The organism is Aeromonas ichthyocola (assembly GCF_046087985.1).
In the GTDB taxonomy this organism is placed as follows: Bacteria; Pseudomonadota; Gammaproteobacteria; order Enterobacterales; family Aeromonadaceae; genus Aeromonas; species Aeromonas rivipollensis.
In genome coordinates this window covers 831,939-844,251 of the sequence record NZ_JBJSWH010000001.1, presented here as the reverse complement: position 1 = coordinate 844,251, position 12,313 = coordinate 831,939, and the positions used below count along the sequence as shown (strand labels likewise).

Annotated in this window: 12 protein-coding genes; 9 read left to right on the top strand and 3 right to left on the bottom strand. The window is 64.1% G+C overall.

Annotation, left to right across the window (positions count from 1 at the left end):
- Window positions 1–62 precede the first annotated feature (62 nt).
- A complete protein-coding gene (locus ACF2JD_RS04030; RefSeq protein ID WP_395948830.1) occupies window positions 63–890 on the bottom strand; it encodes a peptidoglycan DD-metalloendopeptidase family protein in 828 nt (275 codons plus the stop codon).
- 248 nt (window positions 891–1,138) lie between these two features.
- Here ACF2JD_RS04030 and ACF2JD_RS04025 point away from each other — a divergent pair, with 248 nt between their 5' ends.
- The 6 genes from ACF2JD_RS04025 (at window position 1,139) to ACF2JD_RS04000 (ending at window position 7,692) form a co-directional block, all read left to right on the top strand.
- Window positions 1,139–1,678 (top strand): fimbrial protein, encoded by a 540-nt coding sequence (locus ACF2JD_RS04025; RefSeq protein ID WP_025326137.1) that lies wholly within the window; start codon window positions 1,139–1,141, stop codon window positions 1,676–1,678.
- A 10-nt stretch (window positions 1,679–1,688) separates the two neighbouring features.
- On the top strand, window positions 1,689–2,450 hold the full coding sequence (locus ACF2JD_RS04020) for a fimbria/pilus periplasmic chaperone (RefSeq protein WP_440986814.1): 762 nt from the start codon (window positions 1,689–1,691) through the stop codon (window positions 2,448–2,450).
- 76 nt (window positions 2,451–2,526) lie between these two features.
- Window positions 2,527–5,079 (top strand): fimbria/pilus outer membrane usher protein, encoded by a 2,553-nt coding sequence (locus ACF2JD_RS04015; RefSeq protein WP_440986813.1) that lies wholly within the window; start codon window positions 2,527–2,529, stop codon window positions 5,077–5,079.
- A complete protein-coding gene (locus tag ACF2JD_RS04010; protein ID WP_440986812.1) occupies window positions 5,076–5,843 on the top strand; it encodes a fimbria/pilus periplasmic chaperone in 768 nt (255 codons plus the stop codon). The genes ACF2JD_RS04015 and ACF2JD_RS04010 overlap by 4 nt, the downstream gene beginning before the upstream one ends.
- A complete protein-coding gene (locus tag ACF2JD_RS04005) occupies window positions 5,836–6,870 on the top strand; it encodes a fimbrial protein (RefSeq protein ID WP_411166146.1) in 1,035 nt (344 codons plus the stop codon). Before ACF2JD_RS04010 ends, ACF2JD_RS04005 begins: the two co-directional genes overlap by 8 nt.
- 39 nt (window positions 6,871–6,909) lie before the next feature.
- Complete coding sequence (locus ACF2JD_RS04000) at window positions 6,910–7,692, top strand: BPSS1780 family membrane protein (RefSeq protein ID WP_440986884.1); 783 nt, start codon at window positions 6,910–6,912, stop codon at window positions 7,690–7,692.
- 48 nt (window positions 7,693–7,740) lie between these two features.
- Here the strand turns inward: ACF2JD_RS04000 and ACF2JD_RS03995 are convergent, their stop codons facing one another.
- Window positions 7,741–8,643, bottom strand: coding sequence for a LysR family transcriptional regulator (locus tag ACF2JD_RS03995; RefSeq protein ID WP_394294128.1), 903 nt, complete (start codon window positions 8,641–8,643; stop codon window positions 7,741–7,743).
- Window positions 8,644–8,764: 121 nt separating this feature from the next.
- Between ACF2JD_RS03995 and ACF2JD_RS03990 the strand changes: the two genes are divergently transcribed.
- From ACF2JD_RS03990 to oxyR, 3 genes are all read left to right on the top strand, one after another.
- Window positions 8,765–9,622, top strand: coding sequence for a Vmh family MBL fold metallo-hydrolase (locus ACF2JD_RS03990; RefSeq protein ID WP_440986811.1), 858 nt, complete (start codon window positions 8,765–8,767; stop codon window positions 9,620–9,622).
- 80 nt (window positions 9,623–9,702) lie between these two features.
- The gene (locus tag ACF2JD_RS03985) at window positions 9,703–10,338 is read left to right on the top strand and encodes a DsbA family protein (RefSeq protein WP_289984810.1); all 636 of its coding nucleotides are present in this window, start codon (window positions 9,703–9,705) and stop codon (window positions 10,336–10,338) included.
- A 166-nt stretch (window positions 10,339–10,504) separates the two neighbouring features.
- On the top strand, window positions 10,505–11,401 hold the full coding sequence (oxyR, locus tag ACF2JD_RS03980) for a DNA-binding transcriptional regulator OxyR (RefSeq protein WP_440986810.1): 897 nt from the start codon (window positions 10,505–10,507) through the stop codon (window positions 11,399–11,401).
- Window positions 11,402–11,496: 95 nt separating this feature from the next.
- Here the strand turns inward: oxyR and ACF2JD_RS03975 are convergent, their stop codons facing one another.
- Window positions 11,497–12,294, bottom strand: a complete 798-nt coding sequence (locus ACF2JD_RS03975; protein WP_440986809.1) for a penicillin-binding transpeptidase domain-containing protein — start codon at window positions 12,292–12,294, stop codon at window positions 11,497–11,499.
- Window positions 12,295–12,313: the final 19 nt, after the last annotated feature.

Here is a 12,313-nt window from a genome sequence, read left to right as displayed (position 1 = left end):
GCCCTCTCTCCATGAACGACAAAGGCAGCCCAGGCTGCCTTTGTCGTTTCGTGCTGCCCGGTTCAGGGCTTGAAGGCGCCGATGAAGATGGCGGGGTCGACGCGGGCATCGTTGAGGCTGACGTTCCAGTGCATGTGGGGACCTGTGGCGCGGCCGGTGGCGCCGACCCGGCCGACGATGCCGCCCCTTGGCAGGCTCTGGCCCAGGGTCACATCGATTTTCGACATGTGGCAGAACATGCTGATGAGTCCCTGGCCATGATCGACAAACACAGTATTGCCGTTGAAGAAGTAGTTGCCGATCAGGATCACCTTGCCGGCGGCCGGTGCCTTGATGGGGGTGCCGGCACCGACCGCGAAGTCGAGGCCGGAGTGGGGGTTGCGCTCCTCGCCGTTGAAGAAGCGGCGCAGCCCGAAGGGGCTGGAGAGGGGGCCGTTGACCGGCTTGTCGAACAGCAGGTTGCTGGGCTGAATAGGACTGAAGGTCTGGTAGGCCTTGTTTTGTTCGGCCAGCTCACGGTTGATGCGCGCCATGTCCTCGGCCAGCGGATTGACCTGGCGGCTGTTTTTCAACTTGATGTGCTGCTCGCGATAGTGCTTGCTGCCGACGGTGAAATTCAAGGTGCGGCCATCGCTCACCTGCAGCTGATGGGGGCCCGCCTGACTCTTGAGCGGAATGCCGACGATGGCAATCCAGTGCCGTCCCTCTTCGTGCACCACCAGCACAGGTTTGTCCAGATAGCGAGCGGCGGGCGCCTTGGGCCCATCCCCCAGCGGCACCACGGCCACGCCCCCCGGCACCGGGTGGTTGAGCAGGCGGCTGATGAAGCCGGGTTCGGCATGAAGGGAGGCGCTGCCGAGCAGCAGAAGGAGGAAGAACAGGCGGCGCATGGTGGCTCCATCGAATAAGGCGGTGAGATCAAAAGGGGGAAAATGATGCCACATTCTTGCCCGGCTGTCCGTCACCTCGGGCCATGGCGCCGGAAAGGGAGTCGTACGGCGGCGGGATTGAGAATCCTGTGCTATTTACTAATATATCACTAAAGGTGTCTTTGAATGGCACCTATGGCGGCAGGCAGTAAGGCACTGGCAGGAGAAAAGCAGTCGCCAGCGACATCCAGGGACAGGTGGAGGTTGTGATGAAGACGAAGGCTCTCTTGATACTCGGACTCACCATGGGGATGTCGGCACCCGTTGCCGCCTTCAACGGGGTCATTACCATCAATGGTGAGGTGACCGCCGGGACCTGTGCCATCGCGGTCAATGGCGGTACGGCGTCGGCGACCGTGACCCTGCCGACCGTCAGCACCAATGCGCTCGGCAGCATAGGCCAGACCGCGGGGGCGACAGGCTTCAACCTCGCCCTCACCAGCTGCCCGACCACGGGGTCGGTGCGGGCCTACTTCGAAAACATCGGGGTGGAGCAGACCACGGGCAACCTCAGCAACAAGGCCGTCGCCTCGGGCGGTAAGAACCCGGCCCAGAACGTGGAGGTGCAGATCCTCTCGGCCAACAGCACCCCCATCGATCTGAGAACCAACACAGGCAACAACGTGCTGGTCAACTTCAGTGCCACCGGGGGGGCCACCCTCTACTACAGCGCCCAGTACATAGCCACAGGTGCCGTCGGCGCCGGTCTGGTCTCGGCGGATCTCATCTACTCCCTGGACTACCACTGAGCGCTCAGTCATGAAGGCGCTTCGTATCCATAGGCCCCGCAGGGTGGGGCTGAGCCTCATGCTCTGGTGCGCGTTGCTCCTGCCCTGGCTGGCCTGGGGTCATGTCCAGATCTCGGGTACCCGGGTCATCTACCCGGCCAACGCCCGTGAGGTCACCCTGGAGCTGACCAACAAGGGGAGCAGCCCCTCGCTGGTACAGGTGTGGATAGATGCGGGTGATCGCCGCATCCGGCCCGGCGCCGAGGCGCTCCCCTTCCTGGTAACGCCTCCCATCACCCGCATCGAGGCCCAGCGTGGCCAGTCCCTGCGTCTGGCCTACGTGGGGCAGGGGTTGCCCCAGGATCGCGAATCTGTGTTCTGGCTGAACGTGCTGGAGGTGCCGCCGAGCGTGAAGTCGACCCAGGAGGGTCAGAATCTGGTGCAGCTTGCCTTCCGCTCCCGGATCAAGATGTTCTACCGGCCATCCGGGCTGCCTGGCAATGTCGAGCGCTCCGCCCGGCAGTTGAGCTGGCGCCTGATCCGGCTGGGTGACGGTTACGCACTGCGCGCCAGCAACCCCAGCCTCTATCACGTCAGCATCAGCAATCTGGAGCTGCAGGCGACGGCGTCATCGAAGCGCTACAGCAACTCAAGTGGCGGCATGGTGGCGCCGGGGGGCAGCTTCGATTTTCCCCTTGAGCAACTGTCCGGGGCCGTCCATGCCAAGGCCGTGACCTTCTATTGGCTCAATGACTATGGTGCCCGCGAGGTGGGCCAATTCGTCTTCAATTGATTCCGGAAGATGCCGGAGTGGGACCCAGGGTTCGTCGCTCCCGGTGCACAGGCCGGCGCTGAGGGGGAGCTATGCCGTGACAGCCAGAATGCCCCTCTCTTGCTGCCTTCATGCCACCGCCCTCTGGCACGCCGGTTGCTGTCTCTCCCTGTTGCTCTGGTGCCCTCTTGCCATGGGGGACGAGGTGGCCGGACAAGCGGTCAGTCCACCCGCCGACATCGAGTTTGACAGCCGCCTGCTCGACAGCCTGGGGGTCAACATCGACCTGGCCCGCTTCTCCCGTGCCGACTTCATCCCCCCCGGGCGCTACCAGCTCGACATCACCATCAATGGCAAGGAGAGAATAAGCCAGCAGGTGGAGGTGAGAGCGGGGCTGGAGCCCGGGACGCCCCTGTTCTGCTTTCATCCGGATCAGCTGACGCAGTGGGGGCTCTTGGTCGACAAGCTGCCCGATCAAGCGTTGGTGCAGCAGCAACTCCAGGGCGACTGCATAGAGGTGGGAGCCCTGGTGCCGGGGGCCAGCTTCACCTTCGATCTGGCCAGCCTGAGCGGCGCACTCAGCCTGCCCCAGGCTTATCTCGGTCAGATCAGACGTGACTATGTGGGGCCTGAGCAGTGGGTGCAGGGGATCAATGCGGCCTTCGTCGGCTATAACGCCAACCTCTATTACAGCGAACAGGAGAGCATAGGGGAGCCATTGAGCAGCAGCATCAACCTCAACACCGGCATCAACCTAGGTGCCTGGCGCCTGCGCCACAACGGCTCCTGGCAGGGCAACCAGGGGGGCGGCTATCAGCCCCTCAACAGCTATGCGCAGCGAGATGTCACCTCCCGCAAAGCCCAACTGACCCTGGGGGAGTACTTCACCCCGGGCGATAGCTTCGACAGCGTGCCCTTCACCGGCGTGCAGCTCGCCAGCGATGACGCCATGCTGCCGGATTTCGAGCGGGGCTTTGCCCCCGTGGTGCGCGGGGTGGCCCAGAGCAATGCCAGGGTCACCATACGGCAGGGCAGCGCCCTCATCTATGAGACCCAGGTCGCCCCCGGCGCCTTTGCCATCGACGATCTCTATGCCACCAGCTTTGCCGGTGATCTGGATGTGACCATCACGGAGGCGGATGGCAGCGAGCGCAGCTTCACCCTGCCGTTCTCCTCCGTGGTGCAGATGTTGCGAGACGACACTTCCCGCTTCAGCCTGACCCTGGGACGCTATCGCAATGATGCGGGGCCCGATGGCCCGGATTTTCTGCAAGGCACCTACAGGCGTGGCTTCTCGGATGCCCTGACCCTCTATGGTGGAACCATAGCCGCCGAGGATTACGGCGCCCTGCTGGGAGGCGCGGCCATGGGCTCGGACTACGGCGCCCTGGCCCTGGATGTGACCGGCTCCTGGGCGCGGGCGTTGCCCGCCAGTGCGAACGTACCGGATTCCCTCGCCGGCCAGAGTTATCGCCTCACTTACAGCAAGCAGATGGAGAGGACCCAGACCTACTTCACCCTGGCCGCCTATCGCTTCTCCAGCGAAGGCTATCTCGACCTCAACGACGTGGCGGCGATACAGACCCAGGCGCTGGACAGGTTGCAGCGGGAGCGCAATCGCTTCCAGCTCAACATCAATCAGCCGGTGGGGGAGTGGGGGGATCTCTACTTCAACGGCATTCGCCGCGACTTCTGGGGGGGCCAGGGGGAGAGCAGCAGCTTCCAGCTCGGTTACAACCGGGGGTTTGACTGGGGCAGCCTGACCCTGTCGGCCAGCCACTCCCTGGAGGAGGGTGTGGGGGATCAATACGTGCTGAGCCTCAGCATCCCCATAGGGGACAAACTGGGGGCGCCGCGTCTTGGCAGTACCCTCTCCTATCAGGAGGGGCAGGGGGCCAGCGCCAGGCTGGATCTCAACGGGGGCTCCCGGGATGGGCGCTTCTATTACGGCGTCTATGGCAATCAGAGCCGGGGAAGTGGCAACTCGGCCCTGAGCTATGGTGCCAACCTGCAGTATCAGACGGCGGCCACCCAGCTGGGGTTGAGCACCAGCCAGGGGGAGGGTTACGCCCAGTATGTGGCCTCGGCCAAGGGAACCCTGCTGGTCCATGAGGAGGGCTGGGTGCTGGGGCAGACGCAAGGGGAAACGATGGCGCTGGTGGAAGCCAAGGGCGCCCAGGGGGCCAGGGTCAGTCACGGGATCGGCAGCGAGGTGGATGGGGATGGCTATGCCGTGCTGGCCGGGCTCAACCCCTATCGCACCAACATCATAGGCCTGGATCCCGGCGGCTTGCCGCTGGATGTGGAGATAGATGGCAGCGCCCAGATGGTGGCCCCGCGCCGGGGGGCCATCGTCAAGCTGGCGTATGAGACCCACGTCGGCCAGCCCTTGCTGCTCAAGGCCGTGCGTCAGGATGGCAGTGCGCCGCCCTTTGGTGCCGAGGTGGTCGATGGCCGCGGCGACGCCGTGGCCGTGGTCGGCCAGGGGGGGCTCATCTTCGTGCGTGGCGAGCAGGGAACCCTCCATGTCCAGTGGGGCAATGAGGGGGATGAGCGGTGCCGGCTCGATTATCGGGTTCCTCGGCCGGATCCTGCCATGCCCTATCAGCAGGTCGCCGCCCGCTGCCTCACTCCGGGAGCAAGTTCATGAGAGACCCCATTGGTTGGCATGGCTGGTGCCGGGCCCTGGAAGGGTACGCCGTGCTGTCATGGCTGGCGCTGGGCTCCCTGTTGTGGTGCTCAAGCAGCGAGGCCGCCCTGAACCTGATGCGTACCCGGGTGATCTATGAGGGGGGTACCGAGGCCAGGCTGATGGTACGCAACGACGGCAGCGAGCCCAGTCTGCTGCAGGCCTGGGTCGATGGCGGCAATGAGCAGCAGGGACCGGCCGATGTCTCGACCCCCTTTCTGGTGGTGCCGCCCATGATGCGGCTGGGGCCGCAGAGGGGGCAGGTGCTGCGCATCCTGGGCGCGGATCTGAGCCGGCTCCCCCGGGACAGGGAGTCCCTGTTCTGGCTCAATGTCCTTGGACTGCCCCCCAAGACGCAAGCCTCGCAGGCGAGCGTACAACTGGCTTATCGCACCCGCATCAAGCTGTTCTACCGGCCGGCCGGATTGGCGGGTTCCCCGGCCGAGGCGGTTAGCCGGCTTGGCTGGCAGGGGCAGGCGGGGGGCGGACTCAGGGTCAGCAATCCGGGCCCCTTTCACATCAGCCTGAGCGAGGTGTTGCTGAGCGGGCAGCATCTCGCCTGGCGCAAGGGCGGGGTGCTGCCGCCTTACGGTTCCCTCTCTCTTCCCATGGCGGGCGCCGTACCGGCGGGGGCCCGCGGGCGGCTGCGCTGGATAGACGACGATGGCAATTATCATGAGCAGGAATTTGTTCTGGGCAGGCATGGAGGAGAGCGGGATGAGTGACGGCGTCGGAAACCTGGGCCTGTCTTCCTTGCTGTTGGCGGCACTCCTGCTGGTGGCGGCTTCATGGCCAGGCGAGGTGCAGGCCGTCAATGGCCAGTGTACCAGTCCCTTCGTGGCGACCGGCGCCATCACCGCCGATAACGGTCTCTATCAGCCCGGGGGGACCAGCGGTCCCACCCCCTTCTCGACCACGGGCACGGCCACCTGTGATTGCACCGGGATCTCGGTGGGGCTGCTTGTGACCGTCTATTACCAGGGAACCACCAGCCTGCCGACCCTCTCCGATCCTCTGGGGACCCTCATCAAGCTCAACCCCTATTTCGGCCTCAAGGTGGAGTTCAATGCGGCAGGAAATTATCGGACTATCCCCTTCAACGCGACCAGCAGCGGGTTGCTGGCCGTCTGCATCGGTAACCTGTTGAATCTGGCCTTGGGCGGGATTGATGTTAATGGCGGCCGTTATACCCTGAAGCTGCTCAAGGGGGTCACGGGTACCCAGACCTTCAGTGGCACCGTCGCCCACCTCTTCGTGCGCCGAGCCAATGCACCGGACACCAGTCCGGTCAATGCCTTCAGCACCCTGGCGATGAACATCAGCGTCACCTCGACGCCGACCTGCCAGTTCCCCGCCGGCACCAGCATCCCTATCGATCTCGGCGCCGTGGCGCAGAGTGCCTTCGTCGAGGGGGAGATCCCCAGGGGCTATGCCCCGCGCAGCGTCAATGTGAGCGTGACCTGCAGCCAGATCCCGAGTGACTACCTAGTGCCGCTGCAATACAGCTTCGGTGGGGCGCTCAGCAGCCAGAATCGCTTCGTCACCACCAGCCTGGCCGGGGTCGGGGTGGGCATGGTCGAGCAGGATACGCTGACCCCTATTCCATTTGATACTGCCATCGCGGTACCCTACTCGGCGGCCAGCCACAACACCCAATATCAGGTGAGGCTGTATCCGACCCGGTTGCCGGGTCAGGTGGTGCGCCCCGGTGCTTACACGGGCACCATCATGGTCACGGTGAGCGTGCCCTGATGACAGGGTTTTCTGCCCCTATTTTCGACGAGGTCAATGATGAACAGTGACAGCGCCCTGCGCCGCGAACCCAGACGCCACACCATAGGGCAGGGCTGGATCTGGATCCGCACCGGGTTCGACATCTTCAACAAGGGCATGGGCGCCAGCGTGGCCATGATAGTGATCTGGTTCCTGGTGGGCATGTTGCTGGAACAGCTGCCGGCGGGGGGCTTCATCTCCCAGCTGCTCTACATGGTGTGGGGGGCCGGCTGGGTGGCGGTGGCCCGCCGGGGCTATGAGGGTCATCCCCTGCAGTTTGCCGACTTCTTCGCCGGTTTCCGTCACCGGCTGACCCCGCTGATGCTGGGGGGGCTGATGGTGCTCGCCCTGTTCATGGGGATACTGCTCATCTGCGCCTTCATGCTGCATCAGTGGGGCCTGACCGGCCTGCTCTCCCAGGATCCGGAAACCCTGACCCTGACGCCCGAACAGGCGCAGGGGTTCCTGCTCTGCCTGTTGCTTGGGCTGGCCTTGCTGGTGCCCGTGCTGATGGCCATCACCTTCGCCCCCGCCCTCATCTTCTTCCATGGCGTGGGAGCCTGGCAGGCGGCCCGGCTCAGTTTCAAGGGCTGTATGTGCAACATGTGGCCCTTCCTCTGGTGGGGGCTGCTGGGGGCAGTGCTGATTTTCTTTGGTGCGCTTTTGATGCTGGTGGGTCTGCTGGTGGTGCTGCCAGCCATCAACTACTCCATCTACGCCGCCTATCGCGACATCTATGTGGACGAGGAGACTGCCGACGACGGCGAGTCGCCGGTCAAGGCGTTTGGCTTCGAGGCATAAGCCGACACAGGGATGACAGGGGCCGACAGGCCCCTTTTTCATGGGTCTTCAGCGGGCCTGCCACAGGGGATCGCCCGCCATGCGCGCGATCAGGAAGTCGAGGAAGCTGCGCAGCAGGGGGGACATCTGCTTGCGGGTGCCATAGACGGCATAGACGCCGAGCTGCTTGGGCTGCCATTGGGTCAGCAGAGGCACCAGGGCGCCACTCTCCAGGTGGGCCTGCACCGAGTAGGCTGGCTGCAGGCTTATCCCCGCCCCATCCAGGGTCGCCGCCAGCAGCAGGTTGGAGATGTTGGCGCTGAGGTTGCCGCTCACCGGCACGGATTCGGGGCCATCGGGCCCCTGAAATTCCCACAGGCTCTTGCCGAAATAGGTGTAGGTGAGGCAGTTGTGCAGGGCCAGATCCTGCACTTGCTGCAAAGGCGCATGGCGGGCCAGATAGGCGGGGCTGGCACAGACTACGGAGTGACAGGTGCCGAGGCGGCGCGCCACCAGGTTGGGATCCAGATCGTTGGTGATGCGCACCGCGAGATCGATGCGCTCCTCCACCAGGTTGACGGTTCTGTCCAGCAGCAGGATGTCGATGGCCGTACCGGGGTAGCGAGCCAGGTAGTCGTCCGCGGCCTGGACCAGCAGGGCTTCGGAGAGGGAGTAGCTGCTGGTGATGCGCAGTTGCCCCTTGGGGGCCTCGTCACTGCGAATGGCCAGGTGCTCCATCTCTTCTCCCAGCGCCAGCATGGCCCTGGCCCGATTCAGTGCCTCTTCCCCAGGCCCGGTCAGGCTCAGCCGACGGGTGGTGCGGTGCAGCAATCTGGCCCCCATCCAGCGCTCCAGTTCGGCCAGATAGCGCGAAACCATGGCGCGGGACATCTCCAGTTTCTCTCCGGCGCCGCTCAGGCTGCCCTGTTCGACCACGCAGACGAAGACCCGCAATGCGGTCAGTCGATCCATGCTCAGCACCTCTATATGCTCGATTTGTGCAACAGTGATGCGCTTATTATGCGGTATTTGCGCTGAAAAGTTTGCAATAAACTGTGTCCATTCGATGACCACTTACCCACGAGGCATACCCATGAACACAGTACTTCGCACCTTGACCCTGGCCACCACCCTGCTCGGTGGCGCCGCCCTGGCAAGCCCCCTGACAGTGACCGTCTACAACCCCGGCGACAAGGCCATCTTCCCCGTCTCCTCCGAGCTGGTGACCGGCGACAAGGAGGCCATCCTCATCGACGCCCAGTTCGGGGTCAATGACGGCAAGGCGCTGGTGGATCTGATCAAGCAGAGCGGCAAGCGACTGACCACCGTCTACATCAGCGGCGGGGATCCCGACTTCTACTTCGGGCTGGAACCCATCAAGGCGGCCTTCCCCGACGTCAAGATCCTGGCCAGCCAGCATGTGGTCGATCACATCAAGCAGACCAAGGATGCCAAGCTGGCCTACTGGGGCCCCATCCTCGCCGAGCAGGCACCCAAGACCCTGATAGTGCCGCAGGTGATGACGGCCTCCCACCTGACCCTGGATGGCGAGAAGATCGAGATCAAGGAGATGAACACGCCGAGTGCCTATCTCTGGGCTCCTTCCATCAAGACGGCGTTTGGCGGCGTGCCGGTATACAGCGGGGTGCACGTCTGGATGGCGGACAGCCAGACCAAGGCGGCGCGGGCACAGTGGATGCAGGCCCTCGACGGCATGCTGGCCCTCCAGCCTGAGCGGGTCATTCCGGGGCATTTCCTGGGGACCGAGCCCAAGGGCACCCAGGCCGTGACCTTTACCCGTGACTACGTCCAGCGCTTCGAGCAGGAGTTGGCCACCGCCAAGGATGCAGGCCAGCTGATCGACGGCCTTAAGAAGGCCTTCCCGTCCCTGCCGGTGGACGATGGCCTGGCCATAGGTGCCAAGGTCAACATGGGCGAGATGAAGTGGTAATGGCCTGAGTCCTTTTCCCTGTGTTTTTTTGCCGGGCATTCATTGCCCGGTTTTTTGATCAATTGCCGAGGAGCACACAGATGAACGACACCACACTGCACTATGTCTATGACCCCCTCTGTGGCTGGTGCTATGGCGCCGCCCCCCTGCTCGAGGCCGCGGCCGGGATCCCGGGTTTGCAGGTAGCGCTGCATGCGGGCGGCCTCTGGCTGGGTCCACGCCGCCAGCAGATGGGCCAGGCCCTGCGGGACCATGTCCGCCCCCATGACGAGCGGATCCAGGCCCTGACCGGCCAGCCTTTCGGTGAGCGCTACTTCAACGAGCTCTTGCTCAGCGACGGTCTCTTCCTCGACTCCGAGCCCCCCATCCGGGCCATCTTGGCGGTCACCGAACTGGGTGGCGATGGTTTGAGCCTGCTGCATCGCATTCAGCAGTCCCATTACCTTGACGGTCAGTGGGTAGGCGATCAGGCCCGTCTCGCGCTGCTGGCGCAGGAGCAGGGCATCACGGCGGAGGCGTTCGCCAAGACCTGCCAGAAGGTGGATCTCGCCGGGCATCTGGCCCAAAGCCAGGGCTGGCTGCGCCGGCTCGGCGGACAGGGATTCCCGACCCTCGGACTGATGCGGGGGGGGAGCCTCATCCCGCTACCCGTCTCCTCATTCTTGGGGGAGCCGCAAGCATTCGCGAGCCATCTCGCCGCCCTGATGGCGGCCTGACCCTGGCCATGCCCGGGTTTGCCGCATCGGCCCCTGGGGTCAGGGCAGCGGGGCAGACCGGGTTAGCGGGGTGGGGGAGGTCACTCCTCGTTTCGGGCTTCCCTTGTCCCCCGCACCGTTCTTGGGCATGCTAACGGCCTCTTTAGATTGGCAGGATGCAGTACCTATGAACCTTCGCGATCTCGAGTACCTGGTAGCGCTGGAAGAGGAGAAACATTTTCGCAAGGCGGCGGAGCGCTGCTTCGTCAGCCAGCCGACCCTGAGCGGCCAGCTGCGCAAGCTGGAAGATGAGCTGGGGGTGATCCTGATCGAGCGCACCTCCCGCAAGGTGTTGTTTACCCCGGCCGGCGATGCCATGGCCCTGCAGGCCCGCAAGGTGCTCAAAGAGGTGCGCGAGCTCAAGAGCATAGGCCAGCACTTCGCCGAGCCCATGTCCGGCGAGATCCACATCGGCTTCATTCCCACCGTGGGCCCCTATCTCTTGCCCCACATCATTCAGGATCTGCGGGAGCACTTCCCCAAGCTGGAGTTCTATCTCTACGAGGAGCAGACCCAGGTGCTGCTCAAGCGGCTGGAGGAGGGGGAGCTGGATTGCCTGGTGCTCGCCGAGCTGGAGGGCATGGAGGGCTTTGGCTCCATCCCTCTCTATCAGGAGCCTATGTGGCTGGCGGTGCCCCAGCATCATCCGGAAGCCAGTGCCAGGGCGGTGCCGCTTGGCAATCTCAAGGGCAAGAAGTTGCTGATGCTGGCCGATGGTCACTGCCTGCGGGATCAGGCGATGGGCTTCTGTTTTGCCGCCGGCATAGGCGAGGATCAGCGCTTCAAGGGCACCAGTCTCGAGACCCTGCGCAACATGGTGGCGGCCGGCAGCGGCATGACGCTGGTGCCCAGGCTGGCGGTGCCCGCCAACGCCGAGGAGGGGGGCGTCAGCTATCGCCCTGTGGTAGACCCTGTGCCGGGGCGCACCATCTCCCTGCTCTATCGCCACTACTCGGTGCGCCGCCCCTGCTTCAATGAACTGGCCTCCCGCATCCACGCTGATGAGCAAGCAGTTGGCCAATAAAAAAACCGGCAGCCAGGGCTGCCGGTTTTGCTTCTGCCGCGAGAGCAGCTTAGAAGATATCGTCGGTGGAGACGGGCCCTTCCACATCGGGGTTGTCACCGCCGTAGACCTGATTGCCATCCGAGCTCGGCTGCTCGCATAGCGGGTCGGCTCGGTCCCTTCCTTGAAGTATTCCTCGCTGGCGCCACGGCGGTCGCCAGCAGGCCGGTTTCGCGATCGATGCGTACCTGCATGATCCCTTCGGGGACCGGCATCTTGCGCTCGGGCACTTGCTGCAGGGCCGTCTTCATGAAGTCGATCCAGATGGGCTGGGCGGCGCCGCCACCGAATTCGGCCCGGCCGAGACCGCGCTGGTGGTTGTCAAACCCTATCCAGGAGGTGGCCACCAGATTCGGGGTGTAACCGGAGAACCAGGCATCCCTCGATTCGTTGGTGGTCCCCGTCTTGCCCGAGATATCGTGACGCTTGAGGTCACGGGCCGCGCGCCAGCCGGTACCACGCCAGCCATTGCCACCCCAGATGGCGGTGGTCAGGGTGTCGGTGATCAGGAAGGCGCTCTGGGCACTGATGGTCTGCGGCGCCATGTTGTTGGGCACCACAGGGTCAATCGGGCACTGAGCCTTCCAGTCAGGGACGGTATTGGCGTAGGCATCGGCGCTGTCGAGCCTGCTCGGGCACACCTGCTGTTCGCAGGTGGTGCAAGCAATAGCAGGATTGGCCTGATAGAGGGTGTTCTCCAGGCTGTCGGTCACTTTGTCGATGAAGTAAGGGGTCACCAGGAAGCCACCGTTGGCCAGTACCGAGTAACCACGCACCACCTCCAGCGGGGTGAACTCGGCAGCACCCAGCGCCAGCGACTCATGGGGCGAGATGAAAGTCGCGGGGGAAGCCAAAGCGGGTCAGGCCATCGAT

Bases quoted from the DNA above. Each gene is read 5' to 3' on its own strand.
- ACF2JD_RS04000 (WP_440986884.1), top strand. From the start codon at position 6,910: ATGAACAGTGACAGCGCCCTGCGCCGCGAACCCAGACGCCACACCATA.
- ACF2JD_RS04010 (WP_440986812.1), top strand. From the start codon at position 5,076: ATGAGAGACCCCATTGGTTGGCATGGCTGGTGCCGGGCCCTGGAAGGG.
- ACF2JD_RS03990 (WP_440986811.1), top strand. From the start codon at position 8,765: ATGAACACAGTACTTCGCACCTTGACCCTGGCCACCACCCTGCTCGGT.
- ACF2JD_RS04030 (WP_395948830.1), bottom strand. From the start codon at position 890: ATGCGCCGCCTGTTCTTCCTCCTTCTGCTGCTCGGCAGCGCCTCCCTT.
- ACF2JD_RS03985 (WP_289984810.1), top strand. From the start codon at position 9,703: ATGAACGACACCACACTGCACTATGTCTATGACCCCCTCTGTGGCTGG.
- ACF2JD_RS03995 (WP_394294128.1), bottom strand. From the start codon at position 8,643: ATGGATCGACTGACCGCATTGCGGGTCTTCGTCTGCGTGGTCGAACAG.
- ACF2JD_RS04005 (WP_411166146.1), top strand. From the start codon at position 5,836: ATGAGTGACGGCGTCGGAAACCTGGGCCTGTCTTCCTTGCTGTTGGCG.
- ACF2JD_RS04020 (WP_440986814.1), top strand. From the start codon at position 1,689: ATGAAGGCGCTTCGTATCCATAGGCCCCGCAGGGTGGGGCTGAGCCTC.
- ACF2JD_RS04025 (WP_025326137.1), top strand. From the start codon at position 1,139: ATGAAGACGAAGGCTCTCTTGATACTCGGACTCACCATGGGGATGTCG.
- oxyR (WP_440986810.1), top strand. From the start codon at position 10,505: ATGAACCTTCGCGATCTCGAGTACCTGGTAGCGCTGGAAGAGGAGAAA.